20 protein-coding genes and 1 riboswitch are annotated in these 23,959 nt (G+C 72.6%); of the genes, 8 read left to right on the top strand and 12 right to left on the bottom strand.

The window, feature by feature from the left end:
- Positions 1-75 precede the first annotated feature (75 nt).
- On the bottom strand, positions 76-678 hold the full coding sequence (locus tag IH25_RS0101530; RefSeq protein ID WP_030601466.1) for a Uma2 family endonuclease: 603 nt from the start codon (positions 676-678) through the stop codon (positions 76-78).
- A gap of 211 nt (positions 679-889) precedes the next feature.
- On the opposite strand from IH25_RS0101530, the gene recQ reads away from it, so the two are divergent.
- Positions 890-2,908 carry a DNA helicase RecQ gene (recQ, locus tag IH25_RS0101525; RefSeq protein ID WP_030601464.1) on the top strand — a complete coding sequence of 673 codons (2,019 nt, stop codon included), beginning with the start codon at positions 890-892 and terminating at the stop codon, positions 2,906-2,908.
- A 26-nt stretch (positions 2,909-2,934) separates the two neighbouring features.
- Here the strand turns inward: recQ and IH25_RS0101520 are convergent, their stop codons facing one another.
- A complete protein-coding gene (locus IH25_RS0101520; RefSeq protein ID WP_030601462.1) occupies positions 2,935-3,873 on the bottom strand; it encodes a M56 family metallopeptidase in 939 nt (312 codons plus the stop codon).
- 315 nt (positions 3,874-4,188) lie between these two features.
- Positions 4,189-5,406, bottom strand: coding sequence for a fumarylacetoacetase (gene fahA, locus IH25_RS0101510; protein WP_030601460.1), 1,218 nt, complete (start codon positions 5,404-5,406; stop codon positions 4,189-4,191).
- Positions 5,407-5,668: 262 nt separating this feature from the next.
- Between fahA and IH25_RS0101505 the strand changes: the two genes are divergently transcribed.
- Entirely contained in the window at positions 5,669-6,517 is an 849-nt protein-coding gene (locus tag IH25_RS0101505) for a Cof-type HAD-IIB family hydrolase (RefSeq protein ID WP_030601457.1), read from the top strand.
- Here IH25_RS0101505 and IH25_RS0101500 read toward each other — a convergent pair.
- The gene (locus IH25_RS0101500) at positions 6,511-6,999 is read right to left on the bottom strand and encodes a transglycosylase SLT domain-containing protein (protein WP_030601454.1); all 489 of its coding nucleotides are present in this window, start codon (positions 6,997-6,999) and stop codon (positions 6,511-6,513) included. The genes IH25_RS0101505 and IH25_RS0101500 overlap by 7 nt on opposite strands.
- 2 nt (positions 7,000-7,001) lie before the next feature.
- Positions 7,002-7,182, bottom strand: a riboswitch (cyclic di-AMP (ydaO/yuaA leader).
- A 589-nt stretch (positions 7,183-7,771) separates the two neighbouring features.
- Between IH25_RS0101500 and IH25_RS0101495 the strand changes: the two genes are divergently transcribed.
- From IH25_RS0101495 to IH25_RS0101480, 4 genes are all read left to right on the top strand, one after another.
- Entirely contained in the window at positions 7,772-8,782 is a 1,011-nt protein-coding gene (locus IH25_RS0101495) for a polyprenyl synthetase family protein (RefSeq protein WP_030601451.1), read from the top strand.
- Positions 8,783-9,288: 506 nt separating this feature from the next.
- Positions 9,289-10,503 carry a LolA family protein gene (locus IH25_RS0101490; protein WP_030601448.1) on the top strand — a complete coding sequence of 405 codons (1,215 nt, stop codon included), beginning with the start codon at positions 9,289-9,291 and terminating at the stop codon, positions 10,501-10,503.
- 32 nt (positions 10,504-10,535) lie between these two features.
- A complete protein-coding gene (locus IH25_RS0101485) occupies positions 10,536-11,507 on the top strand; it encodes an ABC transporter ATP-binding protein (protein WP_030601445.1) in 972 nt (323 codons plus the stop codon).
- Entirely contained in the window at positions 11,494-12,429 is a 936-nt protein-coding gene (locus IH25_RS0101480; protein ID WP_030601442.1) for an ABC transporter permease, read from the top strand. The genes IH25_RS0101485 and IH25_RS0101480 overlap by 14 nt, the downstream gene beginning before the upstream one ends.
- Before the next feature lie 47 nt (positions 12,430-12,476).
- Here the strand turns inward: IH25_RS0101480 and IH25_RS0101475 are convergent, their stop codons facing one another.
- Positions 12,477-13,073, bottom strand: coding sequence for a flavodoxin family protein (locus IH25_RS0101475; RefSeq protein WP_030601440.1), 597 nt, complete (start codon positions 13,071-13,073; stop codon positions 12,477-12,479).
- A 196-nt stretch (positions 13,074-13,269) separates the two neighbouring features.
- Between IH25_RS0101475 and IH25_RS0101470 the strand changes: the two genes are divergently transcribed.
- Positions 13,270-14,328 carry a hypothetical protein gene (locus IH25_RS0101470; protein WP_030601438.1) on the top strand — a complete coding sequence of 353 codons (1,059 nt, stop codon included), beginning with the start codon at positions 13,270-13,272 and terminating at the stop codon, positions 14,326-14,328.
- Between the two features lie 90 nt (positions 14,329-14,418).
- Here IH25_RS0101470 and rarD read toward each other — a convergent pair whose 3' ends face one another.
- Positions 14,419-15,375 carry an EamA family transporter RarD gene (rarD, locus tag IH25_RS0101465; protein WP_030601436.1) on the bottom strand — a complete coding sequence of 319 codons (957 nt, stop codon included), beginning with the start codon at positions 15,373-15,375 and terminating at the stop codon, positions 14,419-14,421.
- 145 nt (positions 15,376-15,520) lie between these two features.
- Positions 15,521-16,375, bottom strand: a complete 855-nt coding sequence (locus IH25_RS0101460) for an SDR family oxidoreductase (protein WP_030601434.1) — start codon at positions 16,373-16,375, stop codon at positions 15,521-15,523.
- 95 nt (positions 16,376-16,470) lie between these two features.
- Here IH25_RS0101460 and IH25_RS0101455 point away from each other — a divergent pair, with 95 nt between their 5' ends.
- Positions 16,471-16,935 (top strand): winged helix-turn-helix transcriptional regulator, encoded by a 465-nt coding sequence (locus IH25_RS0101455; RefSeq protein ID WP_030601432.1) that lies wholly within the window; start codon positions 16,471-16,473, stop codon positions 16,933-16,935.
- Positions 16,936-16,948: 13 nt separating this feature from the next.
- Here the strand turns inward: IH25_RS0101455 and IH25_RS0101450 are convergent, their stop codons facing one another.
- The 5 genes from IH25_RS0101450 to IH25_RS0101430 all read right to left on the bottom strand — a co-directional run bounded on the left by IH25_RS0101450 (position 16,949) and on the right by IH25_RS0101430 (position 23,877).
- The gene (locus tag IH25_RS0101450; protein ID WP_030601429.1) at positions 16,949-18,010 is read right to left on the bottom strand and encodes a 2-oxoacid:ferredoxin oxidoreductase subunit beta; all 1,062 of its coding nucleotides are present in this window, start codon (positions 18,008-18,010) and stop codon (positions 16,949-16,951) included.
- Complete coding sequence (locus IH25_RS0101445) at positions 18,003-19,931, bottom strand: 2-oxoacid:acceptor oxidoreductase subunit alpha (protein WP_030601426.1); 1,929 nt, start codon at positions 19,929-19,931, stop codon at positions 18,003-18,005. The genes IH25_RS0101450 and IH25_RS0101445 overlap by 8 nt, the downstream gene beginning before the upstream one ends.
- Positions 19,932-20,148: 217 nt before the next feature.
- Positions 20,149-20,808 (bottom strand): response regulator transcription factor, encoded by a 660-nt coding sequence (locus IH25_RS0101440; RefSeq protein ID WP_280842467.1) that lies wholly within the window; start codon positions 20,806-20,808, stop codon positions 20,149-20,151.
- A gap of 354 nt (positions 20,809-21,162) precedes the next feature.
- Positions 21,163-22,488 carry a sensor histidine kinase gene (locus IH25_RS0101435; RefSeq protein ID WP_030601422.1) on the bottom strand — a complete coding sequence of 442 codons (1,326 nt, stop codon included), beginning with the start codon at positions 22,486-22,488 and terminating at the stop codon, positions 21,163-21,165.
- 183 nt (positions 22,489-22,671) lie between these two features.
- Positions 22,672-23,877 (bottom strand): sensor histidine kinase, encoded by a 1,206-nt coding sequence (locus IH25_RS0101430; protein WP_030601421.1) that lies wholly within the window; start codon positions 23,875-23,877, stop codon positions 22,672-22,674.
- Between the last annotated feature and the right edge of the window lie 82 nt (positions 23,878-23,959).

Here is a 23,959-nt window from a genome sequence, read left to right as displayed (position 1 = left end):
GTCCACGTCACATATGCCGCTGCCCGGCATCCCTTCGGCGGGGTGCCGGGCAGCGGTGTTGTCGTTTGCGGCCTGTTATCGGTCCTTCGCGGGCCGCGCCTTGATCATGGTGAGGTCCAGGGCGATCGGGAACGGGACATCCACCTTCATCTCCTCGCGGAAGATCCCTACGCTGGTGTATGCGCCAGTGGCAGGCTCCAGCTCGAAGACATGCACGGCGGCGCGACCGTTTTCGCCCTCAACCCTCCAGTAGTGGGGAATCCCTGCCCGGGCGTACTTCAACGGCTTGGTTTCACGGTCGCGGGAAACGGAATCCTCGGAGACGACCTCGATGGCCAGCACGATGGCATCTGCGGGGAAACGGGTCTGATCAGATGTCGTCCACGCGTCCGCTCGCAGCACGATGACATCCGGCTCAGGCCGGTTCTGCCGGTCGATGTCGATGGTGAACTCGCGGAACACCTCCAGATCGGAGGGTGCCAGACACTGCAGCTGCCACTTGAAGAAGTCGACGACTCGCTCGTGAAAGGCGGTCTGCGGACTCACGAAGACCAGGCTCCCGTCGATCAATTCCGTGTGCGGAGGAAGATTGGGGAGGCGGTCCAGGTCGTCGGCGGTCCAGCCGCCCTTCGGCGGGATCGGCCAGCTGGACGCGGACGCCTTCGGTGCGACGCTCATCAGTGCTCCCATGGGACGGAGTCTCGCCGGTGCATTCAGACTATCGGCGGGAAACGGGCAGGTCCCCCGCGAACGTGTGAACGACACTCGCGTGCTTGACGTGAGATACATCGGTCGACCTGTGGATAACTCCGAGGCTGTCGGTGTGGGCCCCTATCGTTGAGGGAGCGGTCGAGGGACGGCACACGGGGGAGCGACGGGGGACAGGACGATGGGCGTGATGGGCGGAGTCAGCGAGATGCCACAGGTGACCGAGGGGCCGGGCGCGGTCGACAGCGAGGCGTTGGCCACGCTGCACCGGGTCTTCGGATTCGATGCCTTCCGGGGCGAGCAGCAGGCGATCGTCGAGCATGTGGTGGCGGGCGGCGACGCCGTCGTGCTCATGCCGACCGGCGCCGGAAAGTCGCTGTGCTACCAGATTCCGGCCCTGGTCAGACCGGGTACGGGCGTGGTGGTCTCCCCGCTGATCGCGCTGATGCAGGACCAGGTGGACGCCCTGCGCGCCCTCGGTGTCCGGGCCGGCTTCATGAACTCCACCCAGGACTTCGACGAGCGGCGCATGGTCGAGGCCGAGTTCCTGGCGGGCGAACTGGACCTGCTCTATCTGGCACCGGAGCGGCTCCGCCTGGACGCCACGCTGGACCTCCTCTCGCGCGGCAAGATCTCCGTCTTCGCGATCGACGAGGCGCACTGCGTGTCCCAGTGGGGCCACGACTTCCGCCCCGACTATCTCTCCCTGTCCCTGCTCGGCGAGCGCTGGCCGGACGTCCCGCGGATCGCGCTCACCGCCACGGCGACCCGCGCCACGCACGAGGAGATCACCCAGCGGCTGAACCTGCCGACGGCCCGCCACTTCGTCGCCAGCTTCGACCGGCCCAACATCCAGTACCGGATCGTGCCCAAGGCCGACCCCAAGAAGCAGCTCCTCGCCTTCCTGCGCGAGGAGCACCCGGGTGACGCCGGCATCGTCTACTGCCTGTCGCGGAACTCGGTCGAGCGCACGGCGGAGTTCCTGACCGCGAACGGCATCCAGGCGGTGCCGTACCACGCGGGCCTGGACGCCTCCGTGCGCGCGGCGCACCAGTCCCGGTTCCTGCGCGAGGACGGCCTGGTCGTGGTCGCGACCATCGCCTTCGGCATGGGCATCGACAAGCCGGACGTGCGCTTCGTCGCCCACCTGGACCTGCCCAAGTCGATCGAGGGCTACTACCAGGAGACCGGCCGCGCGGGCCGCGACGGCCTGCCGTCCACGGCATGGATGGCGTACGGCCTGAACGACGTCATACAGCAGCGCAAGCTGATCCAGTCCGGCGAGGGCGACGAGGTGTTCCGCCGCCGGGCCGCCGCCCACCTCGACGCCATGCTCGCGCTGTGCGAGACCGCCCGGTGCCGCCGCGGCCAGCTGCTCGCCTACTTCGGCCAGGACGCCGCCGCGGAAGCCTGCGGCAACTGCGACACCTGCCTCACCCCGCCGGAGACGTGGGACGGCACGGTCGCCGCGCAGAAGGTGCTGTCCACGGTGGTGCGGTTGCAGCGGGAGCGCGGGCAGAAGTTCGGCGCGGTGCAGATCGTGGACATCCTGCTCGGCAAGCGCACCGGCAAGGTGATCCAGTTCGACCACGACCAGCTGTCCGTCTTCGGCATCGGCCAGGACCTCACCGAGGGCGAGTGGCGGGGTGTCATCCGGCAGCTGCTGGCCCAGGGGCTTCTCGCGGTCGAGGGGGAGTACGGCACGCTGGTGCTCACCGAGGCGAGCGGCGCGGTGCTGCGCCGCGAGCGGGAGGTGCCGCTGCGCAAGGAGCCGAAGAAGCCGGCCGCCTCCCGGACCCGGTCCGCCGGCGGCTCCGGTGCGTCCGGCGCCGGCAAGGCCAAGGCCGTCGCGGCCGAGCTGCCCGAGGCACTGCTCCCCGCCTTCGAGGCCCTGCGCGCCTGGCGCGCCGAGCAGGCCCGGGAACAGGGCGTCCCGGCGTACGTGATCTTCCACGACGCCACCCTCCGGGAGATCGTGACCCGGTGGCCCGGCTCGGTGCGGGAGCTGGGCACGGTGAACGGCGTCGGTGAGAAGAAGCTGGCGACGTACGGCGAGGGCGTGCTCCAGGTGCTGGCGTCCCTGGACGGCGCCGCACCGGCCGCCGCCACCGTCGCACCGGCCGCCGCCACGGACGCACCGGACGACGCGGACTGGCATGAGTGGTCCGACGAGCCGGAGCCGGAGCCGGACTGGACCTAGCGAGCCGGTGCGGCCCGCCGGGACCGTCAGGACAGTGCCGTCAGCCCGGGTGCGAAGGTGATCAGCAGCGGCAGCAACGGCACCAGCGCGGCCACCGTCGTGGTCAGCGCCCGGTGCCGGCGCAGCAGCCGCGGCGGCGGCTCCAGCAGCCGGTCCACGCGCTCGCCCAGCAGCCGGCGGCTGGAGGCGCAGGAGAGCACGCCCCGGTGCTGGTTCAGCTCGATCAGGGCGAGCGCCGTGGTGAGGTGCCCGCAGCGCCGGGAGGCCGCGTCATCGGCGGCCAGCTCGACCAGGCGGTGCGTCTGGTCGCAGAAGTGGGCGAAGAGCGGTACGCGCGGGAAGCCCGTGGCGAGCGCGGCGGACAGGTGCAGCAGCCAGTCGTGGTGGGCGCGGGCGTGCCCGCGCTCGTGGGTGAGGACGGCGTCGAGCTGGAGGTCGGTGAGGCGGTGCAGCGCCCCCGTGGTGACGACCAGCTGCGGCGGGTGCCCCGGCATCCACCAGGCGTCCGGGTACTCGTCCTCCAGCACCAGCATCGGCCCGCGCGGCGCCCGCAGTCCCGGCGGCAGCTCGGGGGCGCGTTCACGCAGCTGCGCCCGGGCCTGGCCCCGGCTGCGGCGGGCCTCGAACAGTTCCCGGGCCAGCATCGCCGTCGTCCAGGCGGCCCCGCAGGCCAGCAGCAGGGTGAGGGTGGTGGCCCATACCGGGGTGGCGGACAGGTCGTAGGCGGCGGTGACGGCGGGCGGCGCGGGGGCGAACACATGGTCGCGGACGGTGTGGAAGACGGCCGCCGCGCCCAGGACCAGTGCGGTCAGGCAGCACAGCAGTACGGTGGCGACCAGACACTGCCACACCCACAGCGCGACCACGGGTTCCCGTTCGGGCCAGGCCGCCCGGGTCAGCGCGCGCGGCGCCGGTACGGCGGCCGTCAGGGCGACGGCGCTCAGCAGGAGCAGGCAGACGGTCATGCCGGGGCTCCGGTTCCTGGTCGGAAAGGTGTGCGGGTGCGGGATGGTGCGGGGCACGCATCGCACGGCCGCGCGGGGTGCGGATGCGTGTCCCTGTCAGTATGGCGAAGAAGGGCGGTGTGAGTCAGGTGCCGGCGGCGATCCGACCGGGGAAGGCGGCGAAAACCCAGGTGGGGGAGGCGAGTTCGGCCGGGCCAGAACAGGGTCCCGGTCCGCCCGCCCGGCCTTGGTTGCCGCGGCGCGCGGACTCGGCGGACCGGCCGCCCTGCCATGGCCCAGTCCGGCCTGCCGTGGCCCAGTCCGCTGTGCCGTGGCTCAGTCCGCCACGACGCGGCCCGTGACCTCGCCCAGCCCGACCCGGCGGCCGTCCGGGCCGGGGGCCCAGGCCGACAGGGTCACCACGTCCCCGTCCAGCAGGAAGGCTCGCTTGCCGTCGGGGAGTTCGAGGGGGTCGCGGCCGTTCCAGGTCAGCTCCAGCAGCGAGCCGCGCTGGTCCTCGGCCGGGCCGCTCACCGTGCCCGAGCCGTACAGGTCGCCGGTGCGCAGCGAGGCGCCGTTCACCGTCATGTGGGCGAGCTGCTGGGCGGCGGTCCAGTACATGGTGGAGAACGGCGGCTCGGAGACCACGTGGCCGTTGACCGCGACGGAGATACGGAGGTCGTAGCCGCCGGGTTCCACACCGGAGGCCGTGTCGTCCAGGTAGGGCAGCAGCGGGTGGGTGCGCTCGGGGGGCGCCACGCGCGCGTGCTCCAGTGCCTCCAGCGGGGTGATCCACGCCGAGACCGACGTCGCGAAGGACTTGCCGAGGAACGGGCCGAGCGGGACGTACTCCCAGGCCTGGATGTCCCGCGCGGACCAGTCGTTGAGCAGGCACAGCCCGAAGACGTGCTCGCGGAAGTCGCCGAGCGCCACCGGGCGGCCCTGCCGCGACGGCACGCCCACGACGAAGCCGACCTCGGCCTCGATGTCCAGCCGGACCGACGGGCCGAAGACGGGCGCGGGGTCGGCGGGGCCCTTGCGCTGCCCGGCGGGCCGTACGACGTCCGTGCCGGAGACGACGACCGTGCCGGCGCGGCCGTGGTAACCGATCGGCAGGTGCTTCCAGTTGGGGGTGAGGCTGTCCTCGGCGTCCGGGCGGAAGATCTGACCGACGTTGCGGGCGTGGTGTTCGGAGGCGTAGAAGTCGACGTAGTCCGCCACGTCGAAGGGCAGGTGCAAGGTCACCTCGGACAGGGGGTGGAACAGCGGCTCGACGGTCGGGCGGTGCGCCGGGTCGGTGACCCAGGAGGTGACGGCGCGCCGAATCTCCGACCAGGTGGCGCGGCCGGCGGCCAGCAGCGGGTTGAGGGTGGGGGCGGCGAGCAGCGCCTGGTGGGGCGAGCCGACCGCCGCCGCCGCGGCGCCCGCGTCGAGGACGTGGTTCCCGAGCCGGACGCCGATCCTCCGCTCCGTGCTGCCGAGGGGCGAGAACACGCCGTAGGGGAGGTTGTGCGGGCCGAAGGGGTCGCCCTCGGGGACGTCGAAGGGGGGCATGGGTGCTGCCTCACTCTCATCCGTGCCATGCATGGCGAAGCGTTCCATGTGGTCGGGCCACACGTTACGGCCGACACGCATGTCATGGGCAGTGGTCTTTGTGCCTCGGGGGTTGCTCGAAAGGGTGCTCGCGCGGGCCCGTAACCGCTCGGCGGGCGTTCGTCACGGAGCCTTCCCCGGGCGGGAGTTGGGGGCGGTCGGCGGGGAGGGAGCGGGGAACGGGGGATGAGCCGGCGGGGCCCGGGGTCCGTATTCTCTGGGCATGGCATCCACCCCGGCATATGCCCTCATCGCCACTGACCTGGACGGAACGCTGCTGCGCGGCGACGACACCGTCTCCGACCGGTCGCTCGCCGCGCTCGCGCGGGTGGCACGGGCCGGGGCCCGGCATCTGGTGGTCACCGGCCGCCCGGCGCCGCGGGTACGGCCCCTGCTCGCGCGCCTCGGCGGCACCGGGCTGGCGGTGTGCGGGCAGGGAGCGCAGGTCTACGACGCCCGGGCCGGCCGGCTGCTGTGGTCGGTCCGGCTGGACCGGGAGCTGGCGGAGACCGCGCTCGGCAAGGTCGAGGCGGAGGTGGGGCAGGTGTTCGCGGCGGTCGACCAGGACGGCGAGGACGGGCTCACGCTCATCGAGCCGGGCTACCGGATGCCGCACCCGACGCTGCCCGCGGTGCGGGTCGGCCGGCGCGCCGAGCTGTGGGCCGAGCCCATCAGCAAGGTGCTGCTGCGGCACGCCGAGCTGTCCGACGACGAGCTGGCGGCCGTGGCGCGCTCGGCGGTGGGCTCGCTGGCGACCGTCACCATGTCGGGGCCGGGCACCGTGGAGCTCCAGCCGAGCGGGGTGACGAAGGCGACCGGTCTGGCGCTGGCCGCCGAGCGGCTGGGGATCGGTCCCGACCGGGCCCTCGCCTTCGGTGACATGCCCAACGACATCCCGATGTTCCGCTGGGCGGCGCGCGGTGTCGCCATGGCCGGCGCGCACCCCGAGCTGAAGGCGGTGGCCGACGAGGTCACGGTGTCGAACGAGGACGACGGCGTCGCCGTCGTCCTCGAAAGACTGTTCCCGGCCGCCAGACCGTGGGAAGGGGCGGGCGGCCGGGCCGGTCAGTAGGCGCTGAAGACGTTGTCGATCGACCCGTAGCGGTGCGCCGCGTAGTTGCAGGCGGCGGTGATGTTCGCGACCGGGTCGTAGATGTCGAAGGACGTCCCGGCGACGTGGTACGTGGTGAAGGTGGGGTCGATGACCTGGAGCAGGCCCTTGGACGGGATGCCCTTGGCCGCGTTGGAGTCCCAGAGGTTGATGGCCGCCGGATTGCCGGAGGACTCGCGGATGATGTTGCGGTAGATGCCGTTGTAGGTGCCCGGGATCTTCTTCTCGGCCATGATCGCGAGCGACTCGCGGATCCAGCCGTCGAGGTTGTCCGGGTATCCGGCGGGGGTGGTGCCCACCGCCGGGGCCGCGGTGGTGGCGGCGGACGCGGCGGTCGCGCCGATGAGCGGCAGGGCGAGGACGGCGGCGCCGGTGCAGGCGGTGGCGAGGGCGCGGGCGAGGCGGGTGTTCCGGGTACGGCGGTGCTGAGCGGCAGCGGGCATCGAGAATTCCTCTCCGGCGCCTGCGAGGTGAGCTGTCGGGTTCGGGCGGGGAGGTGCCCGGCCGTGCCCGGGAGGAGGCACGGCTTCACCCCAAGCCGTTCCGGCGCGGCGGATGCCGTCCGGCGCGGCGACTTACCTGGGTCCCCCGCTCCTGCCGTACGAATGAGTTCGTGAATGGGTTATGCGGGCGGCGGCAGGATTCGGCGTCCGCCCGACGGCCCGGAACGTATGCGAGAGCACATGTCGGGAACAAGTACCGGATTCATACAACGCACCATTTGACCTTGATCAACGCCGTATGGGGTGCTTGATCCTTTGCGGTTGCCCGTCCTCAACTCGCCGACGGCGCAAGGGTGGCGGCGGGAGCGGCGGACGGCGCGGCCGGGAGGGGTGGGTGACCCAATTCACGAAATAGCAAAATACTTCAAATCAGACATGGGGGATTAAGGGGATTCAGGTCTGAAGTCCGAGTGGTGGTGGAACCCGGGGTGAGGTGCGCGTCGTTGTCGTAGGGGCCGGCGGGGAAAGGGTGTGGACGAGGAAGGTGCGGAGAGGTCGCGACACGGCATCCGGATTACTGTTAAGTCGATATATGTCCCTTTATTACTGTGTGATCAAAACCATGCCGGTCATGATCCGATACCACCCAGGCTGGACCGGTGGGCGCTGGCGGTGATCGAAACAGGACCGGATACGCTGACTTGAGTGATGGCAGCGACCTATCGACAAACCGTGTAATCGCCAGCAGACACCAGCAGACAGGAGACCCCTCGTGACCGTCGTCGGGCCGTTCGGGCTGAGCGTGCGGGACCAGGCTCTCGAAGCCGATGTCCAGGCCGGATTGGCGGCTGTCGAGGAAGGCTTGCTCGATGCCACCAAGAGCGAGGTCCCGTTCATCACCGAGGCCGCGCAGCACCTCGTGCGGGCCGGCGGGAAACGATTCCGGCCACTGCTCGTGATGCTCGCCGCCCAGTTCGGCGACCCGTACGCGCCGGGCGTCGTGCCGTCGGCCGTGGTCGTGGAGCTCACCCACCTGGCCACGCTGTACCACGACGACGTCATGGACGAGGCGGCCGTACGGCGCGGGGTGGACAGCGCCAACACCCGCTGGGGCAACTCGGTCGCGGTCCTCACCGGCGACTTCCTCTTCGCCCGCGCCTCCCAGATCCTCGCCGACCTCGGTCCGGAGGCGGTCCGGGTGCAGGCCCTGGCGTTCGAACGGCTGGTCACCGGGCAGATCCTGGAGACCGCGGGCCCCTCGGACGGCCGCGACCCCGTCGAGCACTACCTGGACGTACTGGCCGGCAAGACCGGCTCCCTGGTGGCGGTGTCCTGCCGGTTCGGCGCGATGATGTCCGGCGCCGGCGAGCGGGTCGTGGACGTGCTCACCCAGTACGGCGAACGGCTCGGCGTCGCCTTCCAGCTGGCGGACGACGTCCTGGACATCGCCTCCGACTCCCACGAGTCCGGCAAGACCCCGGGCACCGACCTGCGCGAGGGCATCCCGACGCTGCCGGTGCTCCGGCTGCGCGAGCGGGCCGCCCGGCTCGGGCTGGCCGAGGACATCGCGCTGTGCGAACTGCTGGACTCCGACCTCAGCGACGACACCCGGCACGCCCGGGCGCTGGCCGCGCTGCGCGCCCACCCCGCGCTGGAGCAGGCCCGCCGGGACACGGTCCGGTACGCGGAGGAGGCACGGGCCGCGCTGGCCCCGCTGCCGGAGTGCGACGCCAAGGCCGCGCTGATCGAACTGTGCGACGCGGTGGTCCACCGCGCCGGCTGACCCGGCCCGGGCCACTCGGGCCGGCCGCCGTGCCTTCCCGGCCTGACCGGCGTACGACCCTTCCCGGCTCGACCGGCGTACGACGGGGACGACGGCATGACGGCATGACCGTACGACGGCCCGACCGTGCGCCCGTACGACGGCCCGACCGTACGACGGCATGACCGTACGACCGTAAGACTCCGGGCGGCCCCCGCGTGGCCCCGCCGGACCCTGGTGTCCCCTGCCGTGGCCGGCCCCCGGTGTCCTGCCCGTGCCGGATCCGGTGTCCCTCACATGGGTGCGGCCTCCCTTACGACCCCTACGGGTCGCGGGGTGACACGGCCGTCGCGTGTCATACCGCAGGCGTAGGCGCAGTTGCCTCCGAGGGCTGACGCTTCCGCACGGCGGATTTGGTCATATGGAAAGCGCACGCATCACCACTCCTCACCGATTCAGGTGAGAATGGCGGCTCAGGGTTGACCAGCGTGAGAACAGCCGCCGCCGACGACGGAGGTAAGGCACACATGGCACCGTACGAATCCGACGACGCAGTGGGCGCCGCGCACGAGGAGGCCGCGCGGGACGGGGCCCCGGGCTCCGGCCGGCGCAGGGCCGCCCGGTACGCCGTTCCCGTCGCGGTGGTGGGGGTGGCGGCGGCCACGATCGGGCTCGTCCCGGCGCTCGCCGACTCCGGCGACCCCGACCTGCCGAAGATCACCGCGCAGCAGCTCGTCGAGAAGATGGCCAAGTCGGACGTGCAGCGGCTGTCCGGCACCGTGAAGATCACCACCGACCTCGGCCTGCCGGACCTCGGCGGTCTGGAGGACGGCCTGCTCTCCGGCGCGGACCACGGCGGCTCCGGTGACGGCTCCTCCGCCGACCCGCGGTCCAGGCTCACCGAGCTGGCGTCCGGCATGCACACCCTGCGGGTCGCCGCCGACGGCCCGGACCGGCAGAAGGTGTCGCTGCTGGAGCGCGGCGCCGAGTACAGCCTGATCCACGACGGCAAGGACGTCTGGGGCTACGACAGCAAGAGCAACGAGGTCTACCACTCCACCGCGGCCGGAACCGGCGCGGAGCGCCGGGCCGAGCCGCCGGCCACGCCCAAGGACTTCGCCGACGAGGCACTGAAGGCGGTGGACGACACCACGTCCGTCACCGTGGACGGCACCGCGCAGGTGGCCGGCCGCGACGCCTACAAGCTGCTGATCCGGCCCCGGCAGTCCGGCACCACGGTCGGCGCGATCAGCATCGCCGTGGACGCGAAGACCTGGATGCCGCTGAAGTTCACCCTCACCCCGAGGAGCGGCGGGGCCGCCGTGGTCGACGCCGGCTTCACCCAGGTCTCGTTCGCCCGGCCGGCCGCCTCCACCTTCGACTTCACCCCGCCGAAGGGCGCGAAGGTCACCGAGGAGAAGGACACGGCGGCCAGGACCCCGGCGCCGAAGCACGGCGAGGACCTCGCCGGGGGCCTCGGCGGGCTGGACGTCCTCGGCAAGGGCTGGACGTCCGTCGCCACCGTCGACACCGGCGCCAAGGGCGGCCTGCCCACCGGTTCCCAGGGCGGCGACCTCGGCGGCTTCCTCGGCTCGCTCGGCGACCCGGTCTCCGGGAAGTTCGGCAAGGGCACGGTCTTCTCCACCCGCCTGGTCAACGCCCTGATCACCGACGACGGCAAGGTGTACGCCGGCCTGGTGACGAAGGAGACCCTGGTGAAGGCGGCCGACGCGGGGAAGTGACCCCAGGGGACCGAGGGAACGAGGGGAAGCCGATGGACGAACGCGGGCGCGGCGGCCTACCGGACGGCGGTCCGGCGAGCGTGATCGACACGCGCGGGCTCACCAAGCGCTACCGCGGCGGACAGCTCGCCGTGGACGGTCTCGACCTGACCGTCCCGGCGGGCAGCGTCTTCGGCTTCCTCGGCCCGAACGGCTCCGGCAAGACCACCACCATCCGGATGCTGATGGGCCTGATCGAACCGACCGCGGGCACGGTCCGGCTGCTCGGCCGCCCCATGCCGCGGGCGGCCCGCACGGTCCTCCCGCAGGTCGGGGCCCTCATCGAGGGCCCCGCTCTGTACGGCTTCCTCTCCGGCCGGGACAACCTGGTGCGCTACGACTCCGCCGATCCCACCGCCGACCCGCGCACCCGGCACGCGCGCGTGGCCGCCGCGCTGGACCGGGTCGGCCTGACGGCGGCCGCCGGCAAGAAGGCGAAGGCGTACTCGCTCGGTATGAAACAGCGCCTGGGCCTGGCCGCCGCGCTGCTCCAGCCGCGCCGGCTGCTCGTGCTGGACGAGCCCACCAACGGCCTCGACCCGCAGGGCATGCGCGAGATCCGCACCCTGGTCAGGGAGCTGGCCGCCGACGGTACGACCGTCTTCCTCTCCTCCCACCTGCTGGACGAGATCGAGCAGGTGTGCACCCACGCGGCGGTCATGGCGCAGGGCCGGCTCGTCGTCCAGGGCGAGGTGGCCGACCTGGCGGCCGGGGCGCGCGGCCGGCTGGTCGTGACCACCCCGGACCCGGCCGAGGCGACCCGGGTGCTGAAGGAACTGGGCGTCGGGGACGTGACCGCCGACGGCGACCGGGTCACCGGCGAACCGCCCGGCCGGGACCTCGCCGAGGTGACCGCGGCGCTGGTCACCGCCGGGGTCCGGGTCCGGGGCCTGACCGTGGAACGCGCCTCGCTGGAGGACGCGTTCGTGGCGCTGACCGGGGAGGGCTTCGATGTCGCGGGCTGACCACTCGACCACGACCACGACCACGACCACGACCGTGACCACGACGACGACCACGACCTCGGCCGCCGCCGTGCGCCGGCCGAACCCGCTGTGGGCCCTCGGGCTGCTGCGCAGCGAGCTGGTCACCACCGTCCGGCGATGGCGCACGCTCGCCCTGCTCGGGGTGCTGGCCGCGGTGCCGGTGCTGGTGGGGGTCGCGGTGCGGATCGAGACCCGGGGCGGCGGTCAGGTGGGCGGCGGGGGCGGCGAGGGCCCGGCCTTCATCGCGCAGATCACCAACAACGGACTGTTCCTGGTGTTCACCGCGCTGGCCGCGACCCTGCCGTTCTTCCTGCCGATGGCGGTCGGTGTCGTGGCCGGTGACGCGATCGCCGGGGAGGCGGGCGCGGGCACCCTGCGCTATCTGCTGGTGGCCCCGGCCGGCCGCGCCCGGCTGCTGTTCACCAAGTACGCGACCGTGCTGGCCTTCTGCCTGCTGGCCACCCTGGTCGTCGCGGTCTCCGCGCTGGCCGTGGGGGCGCTGCTGTTCCCGTTCGGCGAGCTGACGACGATCTCCGGCACCCGGATCGGCCTCGGCGAGGGGCTGGCCCGCGCGCTGCTGATCGCCCTGGTCGTCGCGGCCTCCCTGGTGGGGGTGGCGGCCCTCGGCCTGTTCGTGTCGACCCTCACCAACAGCGGCATCGCGGCGATGGCGACCACGGTCGGCCTGCTCATCACGGTGCAGATCGTGGACCAGATACCCCAGCTGCACGCGGTGCAGCCGTACCTCTTCTCGCACTACTGGCTGTCGTTCGCGGACCTGATGCGCGACCCCGTCTACTGGGACGACCTGCTGCGCGACCTCGGCCTCCAGGCGCTGTACGCGGCCGTGTTCGGCTCGGCGGCCTGGGCGCGGTTCACGGCGAAGGACATCACCGCCTAGGGGCACGGCGAAGGACATCACCGCCTAGGGGACGGGCGGCCGGTGCCTCAGGCGGCGTGGGCGGTCTCGTGCGGGAAGCGCGCGAGGGGCGCTTCCTCGGCGAAGAAGGTCTTGGCGCGGGTCAGCGCCCCGGTGTCGTTCAGGACGTCGCCGGGCTTGCTGCCGCTGCCCAGCAGTACGCCGCCGAACCGCATCTCCAGGTACGCGGCGGAGTTGCGCAGGGTGCCCGCGTACGGGTCGGCCACGGACAGCTCCTCGTCCGCGAGCGCGGCGACGCCCCAGAGGGTGCGGCCGGCCATCCTCGCCTTGAAGTCGAGGCCCGGGATGCGCAGCCAGCCGGACCAGTGGTCCAGGAAGCGCTTGGTCTGGGCGGAGACCGAGTACCAGTACACCGGCGAGGCGATCACGATGTCCGTGGCCGCGAGCGTGGCGTCCAGCAGCAGCCCGAGCGGGGTGTCGGACGGCGGCCGTACGTGGTCGCTGTCGTGCCGCAGGTCCTCGAAGTCGGGCAGCGGCTGCTCGGAGAGGTCGATCCAGCGCTGTTCGACCTCGTCGGGGAGCTGCTCGGCGGCGCGGCGGGCCAGCAGCTCGGTGTTGCCCTCGGCGCGGGCGCTGCCCAGGACGAAGAGAAAGCGGCGGCTCATGAGGTCTCCCAGGTGCGTCAGGTCGTACCAACGAATAAGGTGCACACGCATCTTATGCACACGCAACCAATTGGCGCCAGAGTCGCTGGTGCGAGGCTGTGACGTCGCGGTGACCCGGCAGCCGTGGGCAGCCGACACACTGGTGGTCAGGATGCGTAGGACCGGATCGCGACGCCGGGGGAGTGGAGGGACACCGATGGCTGGACTCAGCTTCGAGAAGAAGCGGGCGCCGCGGACCGTGGGGTACCCGGCGGCGGTGCCCGTCCGGGTGTACGGCCCGGAGAGCGCCTCGGTGGACGGGGTGCCGGTCGTCGCGGCGCCCGGCGAGGAGATCCAGCAGGCCGTCCTGAACCGCCTGCAGAGCCTGGCCATCAGCGTCGGGGCGCCCATACACGCCACGGTCCACGACGACCTCGCGGGCTGTGTGGTCCCCCTGGAGGTCTCGGCCGACGGCTCCAGCCGGGTGACCGGCGAACCCGTCCGGCTGACCGCGCCCCGGACACCGGGCACGGCCGCCCCGGCGCACACCACGCCGAGCCCTCCGCAGGCGCCGGCCGACCGGTTCGGCCCCCCGCCGGTGATGGACGCGCGCCCCGTGACCGCCGGCCCGCGGGACGCGGGCGCGGGGCCGGGTACGGGGCCGGGTACGGCCTCGGGTGCGGGTACGGGTGCGGCCCTGGGCTTGGGCCTGCCCTTCGAGGAGCCCGCCCCCGCGCAGACCCCGGCCCGCGGCTTCGACGCGGTCGCCGAGGAGGTGCTCGGGGACGGGCCGCTGACCGAGACGGCCGAGGGCGCGGAGCTGCTCGCCGAGCCGCTGGGCCGGATCAACGAGGCCGTGCGCGCGGGCCGTGTCGACGCGGCGGCGGAACTGGCCGAGCGGACGCTCGCGGAGGCCTCCGCCGTGTTCGGCCCGCACCACGCCGAGGTGCTGCACGTGCGCGAGCTGTCCGCCTACATCGCCTACCTGGGCGACGACCCCGTGCGCGCCTGCCGGCTGTCACTGGAACTGGCCGGGCTGCGCCGGCAGGCCCGGGACGGGGAGGCCGCCTACGGCAACCTGCAGAGCGCGGCGACCGCCTGGCGCGCGGTGCGCGACCCGGAGGAGGGCCTGCGGCTGGGCCGTGAGCTGATCGGCCTGTGGACGGAGCTCGCCGCCGAGCCGGGCCCCGCCGCGGACGATCCCCGCCCGCTGGAGGCCGCCCGCGCCCGCATGATCCGCCTGACCGACCGCGCGGCCAAGGCGGCACAGACCTGACGCGCCCGGCGGCTGCCCGTAGTACCCGTAGTACTCCTACTACCCGTAGTACCCCTACTACCCGTAGTACCCCTACTGCCCCGGCCCCCGTCAGGCGTCCGCGGGTGCCGACGACGGTGTCCCGGCGGTGCGGGGTGCCGGTTCGGGGAGCCGGCGCGGGCGGCGGGAGAAGCGCAGCGCGTCGACCGTGAGCAGCACCAGCGCCAGCCAGACCAGCGCGAACCCGGCCCACCGCTCGGCCGGCATGGCCTCGTGGAAGTAGACGATGCCGAGCACGAACTGGAAGACCGGGGCCAGGTACTGCAACAGGCCCAGCGTGGACAGGGGCACGCGGATCGCCGCCGCGCCGAAGCAGACCAGCGGCACGGCGGTGACCAGTCCGGTGGAGGCGAGCAGCAGGGAGTGTCCGGCGCCCTGGGCCGCGAACGTGGCGTCGCCCCGCGCGGCCAGCCAGATCAGATAGCCCAGCGCCGGCAGGAACTGGATCGCGGTCTCGGCGGCCAGCGACTCCACCCCGCCGAGGTCGACCTTCTTCTTCACCAGCCCGTAGGTGGCGAAGGAGAAGGCGAGGCAGAGGGAGATCCACGGCGGGCGGCCGTAGCCGACGGTGAGCACGACGACGGCGGCGAGGCCGACCGCGACCGCCGCCCACTGCGCGGGCCGCAGCCGCTCCTTGAGGATCAGCACGCCCATCGCGATGGTGACCAGCGGGTTGATGAAGTAGCCCAGCGAGGCCTCCACGACGTGGCCCGCGTTGACCGCCCAGATGTACACGCCCCAGTTGACGGTGATCACGGCGGCGGCCACGGCGACCAGGCCGAGCCGCCGGGGCTGGCGCAGCAGTTGTCCGGCCCAGGCCCAGCGGCGCACGAAGAGCAGCGCGACGGCGACGAACGCCAGGGACCACACCATGCGGTGGGCGAGGATCTCCACGGCCCCGGCCGGTTTCAGCAGGGGCCAGAACAGGGGCACCAGGCCCCACATCCCGTAGGCGGCGAAACCGTTCAGCAGGCCTATGCGGTGCTCACCCTCGGATTTCCCGGCCACCGGCCCCTCCCTCCCTCTCCCTCGCGCGCCCGGCGCGGACGCGCGAGCACGAAGGTAGCGCCGGACGCCCTCCGGTGTCATGTTCGTTTCGTCATACGGTCATGACAGGGGAGGGCGGGGCGGAAGGGCTACTCCTTAGGCCGGGTCAGTTCTTCAGCGCGGCCGTGACGGCCTCGGCCAGCGGGGTGGTGGGGCGGCCGATCAGCCGGGACAGGTCGCCGGAGGGGACGACCAGCTCGCCCTCGGCGATCGAGGCGTCCACCCCGGCGAGGATCCCGGCCAGCGGCGCGGGCAGCCCGGCGCCGGTCAGGATGCCGGTGAGGTCCGCCACCGAGACCTGCCGGTAGGCGATCTCCCGGCCGGTCTGCCGGCTCAGCTCGGCCGCGTACTCGGCGAAGCTCCACGCCTCGTCGCCGCCCAGCTCGTACGTGGCGTTCTCGTGGCCCTCGCCGGTCAGCACCGCGACCGCCGCGGCGGCGTAGTCGGCGCGGGCCGCCGAGGAGACCCGGCCGTCGCCGGCGGCCTGCACGACCGCACCGTGCTCCAGCGCCGGCGCCAGGTGCTCGGTGTAGTTCTCGTGGTACCAGCCGTTGCGCAGCAGGGTGTAGGGCAGGCCGGAGGCGCGCAGCACCTGCTCGGTCGCCCGGTGGTCGTCCGCCAGCGCGGCCGTCAGGGTGCCCGGGGCGCTGGTGTAGGCGAGCAGCGCGACGCCGGCCGCCTTCGCCGCGTCGATGACGGCCGTGTGCTGCGCCACCCGGTCCTTGTCGACCTCGCTGCCGGAGATCAGCAGGACCTTGTCGCCGGCCGCGAACAGGCCGTCCAGGGTCTCGGGCGCGTTGTAGTCGGCGACGGCCAGCCGCACGCCCCGCGCGGCGAGGTCGGCGCCCTTCGCGGCGTCCCGGACGACGGCGGTGATCCGCTCCGCCGGGACCTTCTCCAGCAACTGCGCCACGACATGACGGCCGAGGTGCCCGGTGGCTCCGGTGACGACGATGCTCATGGTTCTCGACTCCTTGGGTGCGATGTCCTGATGTCACCCACCCTAGAGGTGGCGCTGTGGATGAGAAAGTACCCACTTTGAAGTAAGGTACTGGCATGACGGTAAGCAAGAGCGGGGCGGACGCGGAGGCGCTGTGCCCCCACCGCCTGGTCCTGGAGCACGTCACCAGCCGCTGGGGCGTCCTCGTCCTGATCGAGCTGCTGGAGCGGTCGTACCGGTTCAGCGAGCTGCGCCGGGCGGTCGGCGCCTCGGGCGGCCGGACCGTCAGCGAGAAGATGCTCACCCAGACCCTGCAGACCCTGGAGCGCGACGGGCTGGTGCACCGGGACGCCAAGCCGGTCATCCCGCCCCGCGTCGACTACTCGCTCACCGGCCTCGGCCGCGAGGCGGCGGAGCAGGTGCGGGCCCTCGCGGCGTGGACCCACGACCGCATGGACCGGGTCGAGGCGGCCCGCCGGGCGTACGACGAGGCCCGGGACGCCCGCCGGGCGGACGAGGCCCGCGAGGCCGGCCGGACATACGACGAGACCCGGGACGTCGTCCGGTCCCGGGCCTCGTGAGTCGACGGGAAGGTCAGCCGACGACCGTCCAGGTGTCCCCGCCCGCCAGCAGGGCGGCCAGATCGCCCTTGCCGCGCTGCTCCACGGCGGTGTCGAGCTGCTCGGTCATCAGGGTGTCGTAGACCGGCCGGTCGACCGAGCGGAACACCCCGATGGGGGTGTGGTGCAGGGTGTCCGGGTCGGCGAGGCGGGACAGGGCGAACGCGGTGGTCGGGGACGCGGCGTGGGCGTCGTGGACCAGGATGTCCGCCTCGTTCTCCGCCGTCACGGTGACCACCTTCAAGTCGCCGGTGGCCCGGTCCCGTACGACGCCTCGGGCGCCGTCGGTGCCGAACCGGATCGGCTGCCCGTGCTCCAGCCGGATCAGCGCCTCCTCGGACCGCTGCTTGTCCTTCAGGGCGTCGAAGGCGCCGTCGTTGAAGATGTTGCAGTTCTGGTAGATCTCGATGAGCGCCGTGCCCGGGTGGGCGGCGGCGGCGCGCAGCACCTCCGTCAGGTGCTTGCGGTCGGAGTCGATGGTGCGGGCGACGAAGGACGCCTCCGCGCCGAGCGCGAGCGACACCGGGTTGAACGGGGCGTCGAGCGAACCCATCGGCGTCGACTTGGTGATCTTGCCGATCTCGGAGGTGGGGGAGTACTGGCCCTTGGTCAGGCCATAGATCCGGTTGTTGAACAGCAGGATCTTCAGGTTGACGTTGCGGCGCAGGGCGTGGATGAGGTGGTTGCCGCCGATGGACAGGGCGTCGCCGTCACCGGTGACGACCCAGACGCTCAGGTCGCGGCGCGAGGTGGCCAGGCCGGTGGCGATGGCGGGGGCGCGGCCGTGGATCGAGTGCATCCCGTAGGTGTTCATGTAGTACGGGAAGCGGGAGGAGCAGCCGATGCCGGAGACGAAGACGATGTTCTCCCTCGCCAGCCCCAGTTCCGGCATGAAGCCCTGCACGGCCGCGAGGATGGCGTAGTCACCGCAGCCGGGGCACCAGCGCACCTCCTGGTCCGACTTGAAGTCCTTCATCGACTGCTTGGCCTCGGCCTTGGGGACCAGCTGGAGCAGCCCGTTGGTGACGTCAGTCATCGATGGCCTCCTTCAGTGCCGCGGCGAGCTGTTCCGCCTTGAACGGCATGCCGTTGACCTGGTTGTAGGAGTGGGCGTCGACCAGGTACCTGGCCCGGACCAGGGTCGCGAGCTGTCCGAGGTTCATCTCGGGGATCACCACCTTGTCGTAGCCCTTGAGGACCGTGCCGAGGTTGCGCGGGAAGGGGTTGAGGTGGCGCAGGTGGGCCTGGGCGATCGACTCGCCGGCCGCCCGCAGCCGCCGTACCGCCGCCGTGATCGGGCCGTAGGTGGAGCCCCAGCCCAGGACGAGGGTCTTCGCGCCGTGCGGGTCGTCGACCTCGACGTCCGGGACGTCGATGCCGTCGATCTTGGCCTGCCGGGTGCGGACCATGAAGTCGTGGTTGGCCGGGTCGTAGGAGATGTTGCCCGTGCCGTCCTGCTTCTCGATGCCGCCGATGCGGTGCTCCAGACCCGGGGTGCCCGGGACCGCCCACGGCCGGGCCAGGGTCTGCGGGTCCCGCTTGTACGGCCAGAACACCTCGGTGCCGTCGGCCAGCGTGTGGTTCGGGTCCTGCGCGAACGGGACCTTGAGGTCGGGCAGCTCCTCCAGCTCCGGGATGCGCCACGGCTCGGATCCGTTGGCCAGGTAGCCGTCCGACAGCAGCATCACCGGCGTGCGGTACGTCAGCGCGATCCGCGCCGCCTCCAGGGCCGCGTCGAAACAGTCCGCCGGCGTGCGCGGGGCGACCACCGGCACCGGCGCCTCGCCGTTGCGCCCGTACATCGCCTGGAGCAGGTCGGCCTGCTCCGTCTTGGTCGGCAGACCCGTGGAGGGGCCGCCGCGCTGGATGTCCACCACGAGCAGCGGCAGCTCCAGGGAGACCGCCAGGCCGATCGTCTCGCTCTTGAGGGCGACACCGGGGCCGGAGGTCGTCGTCACCGCCAGGGAACCGCCGAAGGCCGCGCCCAGCGCCGCGCCGATGCCCGCGATCTCGTCCTCGGCCTGGAAGGTGCGCACCCCGAAGTTCTTGTGCTTCGACAGCTCGTGCAGGATGTCCGAGGCCGGGGTGATCGGGTACGAGCCCAGGAACAGCGGCAGGTCCGCCTGGCGGGAGGCGGCGATCAGGCCGTAGGCCAGGGCGAGGTTGCCGGAGATGTTGCGGTAGGTGCCCACCGGGAAGGCCTTGGCGGCCGGCGCGACCTCGTAGGAGACCGCGAAGTCCTCCGTGGTCTCACCGAAGTTCCAGCCCGCCCGGAACGCCGCGATGTTCGCCGCCATGATCTCGGGCTTCTTCGCGAACTTCGACTTCAGGAACCTCTCGGTGCCCTCGGTCGGCCGGTGGTACATCCACGACAGCAGACCCAGCGCGAACATGTTCTTGCTGCGCTCGGCCTCCTTGCGGGAGAGGTCGAACTCCTTCAGCGCCTCCACGGTCAGCGTGGTCAGCGGCACCGGGTGGAGGCTGTAGCCGTCGAGCGAGCCGTCGTGCAGCGGATCGCTGTCGTAGCCGACCTTCTGCAGGGCGCGCTTGGTGAACTCGTCGGTGTTGACGATGATCTCGGCGCCGCGCGGCAGATCGCCGACGTTGGCCTTCAGGGCGGCCGGGTTCATCGCCACCAGGACGTTCGGCGCGTCCCCGGGGGTGAGGATGTCGTGGTCGGCGAAGTGCAGCTGGAAGGACGAGACCCCGGGCAGCGTGCCGGCGGGGGCACGGATCTCCGCGGGGAAGTTGGGGAGCGTGGAGAGGTCGTTGCCGAAGGAAGCGGTCTCCGAGGTGAACCGGTCACCGGTGAGCTGCATGCCGTCACCCGAGTCCCCCGCGAACCGGATGATCACCCGGTCCAGGCGCCGTACGTCCTTCGCGTCGCCCGGTTTGCGCTGCTCTCCCACGACGGTTCCGTCGGCCTGCTCCGCTGGGCTGCTGACCTGGCTGGTCACTGAACTGGACCTCCTTCGAGGCGGCTGTCCGGGGCCGGTCGTCCCACGGACCATCCCAGGATCAACCCTACGTCGGTCAGGGTCGCCTTCCCGAGGCCATCCGCGGATTGGATGACATTTCGAGAGGGCCTGTCGCGCTGGCTTCACATCATGACCCGCATCGCTGAAGCGCCGCTCAAAGCGCTTCCGCGCGTCTCGGAGGTTCTCCCGCGGCCGCTCAGGAGTTCAGATAGGTGAGCACGGCCAGCACCCGCCGGTGGTCGCCGTCGCTCGGGGCCAGGCCGAGCTTCAGGAAGATGTTGCTGACGTGCTTCTCCACCGCGCCGTCGCTGACCACCAGCTGCCGGGCGATCGCCGAGTTGGTCCGGCCCTCCGCCATCAGCCCGAGCACCTCCCGCTCCCGGGGGGTCAGCCCGGCCAGTACGTCCTGCTTGCGGCTGCGGCCCAGCAACTGCGCGACCACCTCCGGGTCCAGCGCCGTGCCGCCCTCGGCCACCCGCACCACCGCGTCGACGAACTCCCGCACGTCCGCGACCCGGTCCTTGAGCAGATAGCCCACGCCCCGGCTGGAACCGGCCAGCAGCTCGGTGGCGTACCGCTCCTCCACGTACTGCGACAGCACCAGCACCCCGAGCCCCGGATGGACCCGGCGCAGCGTCACGGCCGCCCGGACGCCCTCGTCGGTGTGCGTCGGCGGCATCCGTACGTCCGCCACGACCACGTCGGGCAGCTCGCCCCGGCCGTCCAGGTCGGCGATGGTCTTCACCAGTGCGTCCGCGTCGCCGACGCCGGCCACGACGTCGTGCCCGCGGTCGGTCAGCAGCCGGGTCAGGCCCTCTCTCAGCAGCACCGAGTCCTCGGCGATGACCACCCGCACCCTGTCCTCCACGATCTTCCGGTCCCCCCAGCGTGATCCGTCACGGCGGCGCCCGCCCCGGCCGCCCGCCGTCCTACGGAAGACCAGCATTCCAGGGATCGGGCCGCCGCGCCGCCGTACCAGGGGAAAGATCGGGGATCGGGCCCGCCGATCGCCGGTGTCGCTCGGGGAAAGATCCGGGGACGGGCGCGTTCCCGGCCACTGCGCCGGGGGAAGGCGCGGGGCCGGGGGAAGGCGCGGGGCCGGGGAAGGCGCGGTGGCCGGGGAAGGAAGGGCCGGGGCGCACGGCCCGGTCTTCGCGCGGGGCCGTGGAAGGTGCGGGGCCGGAGGAAGGCGCGGGCCGGGCGGTCCGTCTCAGCCGCGCCAGGGCAGTTCCGCCGTCACCCGGGTGGGGCCGCCGGGCGGAGAGTCCACCACGAGGACGCCGTCCACCGCGTCCAGCCGGGCCGCGAGACCGGCCAGCCCGGAGCCCCGGGCGGGATCGGCACCGCCCCGGCCGTCGTCACTCACCTGGAGCAGCAGCCGGTCCTCCGACCGCCACACGTCGACCGAGGCGGTCCGGGCCCCGCTGTGCTCGCCGACGTTGCGCAGCAGCTCGGAGACGGTGAAGTAGGCGATGCCCTCGATGGCCGGGGCCGGCCGGGCGGGCAGGTCCACCTCCACCCGTACCGGCACCGCGCAGCGGGAGGCGACCGCCGACAGGGCCGCGTCCAGACCGCGGTCGGTGAGCACCGCCGGGTGGATGCCCCGGGCCAGGTCGCGCAGTTCCTGGAGGGCCGTCTTCACCTCGCCGTGCGCCTCCTCCACCAGCCGCGCCGCCGCCCGCGGGTCGTCCCGCAGCTTCTCCTTCGCCAGCCCGAGGTCCATGGCCAGCCCGGCCAGCCGCGCCTGGGCGCCGTCGTGCAGGGCGCGCTCGATGCGGCGCAGATCGGCGGCGGCCGTGTCGACCACGACCCCCCGGTCCGACTCCAGCTCCACCACCCGCGCCGACAGCGGCGACGGCCCGAGCAGCCCGCGCACCAGCAGCCCGTCCACGCTCGTCAGGGCCCGCACCAGCCACGGCCCGGCCAGCGTGAGCACCAGCCCCACCAGCGCGGCCAGCCCGATCTCGAAGGGGTTGTCCAGGTAGACGCTGTGGTGGCTGTCCCCGTACAGCTGGAGACCGCCCTGGCCGGCGTACACCGGGAACACCCAGAACCACAGCGGGTAGGTCAGCAGCGACCAGCCGATGCTCCAGAAGGTCACCACCACCGAGAACGAGAACACCGCCCACGGGAACAGCAGCAGCGTGTACAGCGCCTGCCGCCAGGAGGAGCCGCTCTTCAGCACCGCCCCCGTCCAGGCCACCGGGCCCGGCTTGGCCGGACGCAGCGGCTCCGGGTCGGCCACCCGCAGCCCCAGCAGCGCGCGCGCCCGCGCCCGCTCCAGCGCCCCGAAGCCCCGGCAGCCGGCCAGCGCCGCCGCCAGCACCGGGATGCCGAGGAAGGTCACCAGCAGGCCCGCGCCGAGGGAGACCATCGTCACCGTCCAGCAGAACAGCACGATCGCCACCGGCAGGCTCAGCAGCACATACCCGAACCGCCGCCAGCCGCGGGCCTCGAACGGCGCCCGCAGCCCGGCCGGCAGCCGGTGCGGCCGTTCACTCCGGTAGGCGTACCCGTGTCCGTACTCCGTCGCCATCGGTGTCGTCCCGTTCTCCTCGTCCACACGGCGGTTCAGCCGTACGTCCAGGGTGGTCCGCCGCGTGCTTGCGGGACATGGAGACCGTCGGCCTCTTCAGCCGGGGGTTTTCCCCACCCCTGCCCCGCGCCCGCGGCCGGCCCGAAGCGGATGCCGCTGCCACGAACCCGGCCCCGCGCGCGGCTACTCCTGCCGGTCGCGCCAGGGCAGCTCCGCCGTGATCACCGTCGGGCCGCCGGGCGGGGAGTCGACCACGAACAGGCCGTCCACCGCGCCCAGCCGCTCCGCCAGGCCCCGCATGCCGCTGCCCCCGTCGAGCCGGGCACCGCCCCGGCCGTCGTCCCGTACCTGGAGCAGCAGCCGGTCGTCCGCCCGCCAGGCGTCGACGGAGGCGGTCCGGGCCCCGCTGTGCTTGCTGATGTTCTGCAGCAGCTCGGAGACGGTGAAGTAGGCGATGCCCTCGATGGCCGCCGCCGGCCGGGCCGGCAGGTCCACGCTCACCTTCACCGGCACCGTGCAGCGCGAGGCGACCGCCGACAGCGCCGCGTCCAGACCGCGGTCGGTGAGGACCGCCGGGTGGATGCCCCGGGCCAGGTCGCGCAGCTCCTGGAGGGCCAGCTTCACCTCGCCGTGCGCCTCGTCCACCATCGCCGCCGCCGCGTCCGGGTCCTCCAGCAGCTTCTCCTTGGCCAGGCCCAGCCCCATGGCCAGGTTGACCAGCCGCGCCTGGGCGCCGTCGTGCAGATCCCGCTCGATCCGGCGCAGGTCCGCCGCCGCCGTGTCCACCACGATCCCGCGGTCTGACTCCAGCTCGGCGATCCGGCGCTCCAGCTCGTCCGAGGGCGACAGCAGCCCGCGCACCATCGCCCGGTCCAGGTTCGCCATCAGCCGCGCCAGATACGGCAGCACCGGCCACAGCACGAACAGCGAGGTCAGCGTGGTGACGAAGGTGAGGATGCCCCACGGCAGCCGGATCACGTCGTACAGCAGGGTGCGCCAGCCCACCGGGTCCTTCAGCGCCATCCACACCCACTGCACCGGCCCCCCGCTCCTGCCGAGCGGCAGCGGCGACGGCTCCTCCACCCGCACCCCGAGCAGCTTGCGGGCCCGGGCCCGCTCCATCTTGCCCAGCTGCCGGGAGACCAGCAGGCTCACCGCGAGCAGCGGAAGCCCGATCACGGTGAGGGTGAGGACGCCGCCGGCCACCAGCACGGTGAACGCGTACGTGAAACCGATCACCGCCACCGGCAGGTTCAGCAGCAGGTGCGCGATCTCCTTCCAGGTGTGCGCGTCGTAGGCCGGCCGGGGCGGAGGCAGCCGGTGCGGGCCGGCGCTTCCGTCGTCTGCGTCGGTGCCGCCGTTCGCGGCGGCGGGGCGGGGAGCGGTCATGCTGGTCAGCCTGCCGTGCCGGGCACCGTTCCCGCCATGCGGTAGGCCGCCCTGCGCCGCCGGGGGAAAACCCCACCCCCGG

The organism is Streptomyces achromogenes subsp. achromogenes (genome assembly GCF_000720835.1).
In the GTDB taxonomy this organism is placed as follows: domain Bacteria; phylum Actinomycetota; class Actinomycetes; order Streptomycetales; family Streptomycetaceae; genus Streptomyces; species Streptomyces achromogenes.
Note: the sequence above shows the minus strand (reverse complement) of the source record. Positions and strands in the feature narration are given on the sequence as shown.

What these genes read in the sequence shown, in the direction of transcription:
- fahA (WP_030601460.1), bottom strand. Translation starts at nt 5,406, where the DNA reads ATGCCCCCCTTCGACGTCCCCGAGGGCGACCCCTTCGGCCCGCACAAC.
- IH25_RS0101460 (WP_030601434.1), bottom strand. Translation starts at nt 16,375, where the DNA reads ATGAGCATCGTCGTCACCGGAGCCACCGGGCACCTCGGCCGTCATGTC.
- IH25_RS0101435 (WP_030601422.1), bottom strand. Translation starts at nt 22,488, where the DNA reads ATGGCGACGGAGTACGGACACGGGTACGCCTACCGGAGTGAACGGCCG.
- IH25_RS0101475 (WP_030601440.1), bottom strand. Translation starts at nt 13,073, where the DNA reads ATGAGCCGCCGCTTTCTCTTCGTCCTGGGCAGCGCCCGCGCCGAGGGC.
- IH25_RS0101490 (WP_030601448.1), top strand. Translation starts at nt 9,289, where the DNA reads ATGGCACCGTACGAATCCGACGACGCAGTGGGCGCCGCGCACGAGGAG.
- IH25_RS0101470 (WP_030601438.1), top strand. Translation starts at nt 13,270, where the DNA reads ATGGCTGGACTCAGCTTCGAGAAGAAGCGGGCGCCGCGGACCGTGGGG.
- IH25_RS0101455 (WP_030601432.1), top strand. Translation starts at nt 16,471, where the DNA reads ATGACGGTAAGCAAGAGCGGGGCGGACGCGGAGGCGCTGTGCCCCCAC.
- IH25_RS0101520 (WP_030601462.1), bottom strand. Translation starts at nt 3,873, where the DNA reads ATGACCGTCTGCCTGCTCCTGCTGAGCGCCGTCGCCCTGACGGCCGCC.
- recQ (WP_030601464.1), top strand. Translation starts at nt 890, where the DNA reads ATGGGCGTGATGGGCGGAGTCAGCGAGATGCCACAGGTGACCGAGGGG.
- IH25_RS0101500 (WP_030601454.1), bottom strand. Translation starts at nt 6,999, where the DNA reads ATGCCCGCTGCCGCTCAGCACCGCCGTACCCGGAACACCCGCCTCGCC.
- IH25_RS0101485 (WP_030601445.1), top strand. Translation starts at nt 10,536, where the DNA reads ATGGACGAACGCGGGCGCGGCGGCCTACCGGACGGCGGTCCGGCGAGC.
- IH25_RS0101450 (WP_030601429.1), bottom strand. Translation starts at nt 18,010, where the DNA reads ATGACTGACGTCACCAACGGGCTGCTCCAGCTGGTCCCCAAGGCCGAG.
- IH25_RS0101430 (WP_030601421.1), bottom strand. Translation starts at nt 23,877, where the DNA reads ATGACCGCTCCCCGCCCCGCCGCCGCGAACGGCGGCACCGACGCAGAC.
- IH25_RS0101530 (WP_030601466.1), bottom strand. Translation starts at nt 678, where the DNA reads ATGAGCGTCGCACCGAAGGCGTCCGCGTCCAGCTGGCCGATCCCGCCG.
- IH25_RS0101480 (WP_030601442.1), top strand. Translation starts at nt 11,494, where the DNA reads ATGTCGCGGGCTGACCACTCGACCACGACCACGACCACGACCACGACC.
- IH25_RS0101505 (WP_030601457.1), top strand. Translation starts at nt 5,669, where the DNA reads ATGGCATCCACCCCGGCATATGCCCTCATCGCCACTGACCTGGACGGA.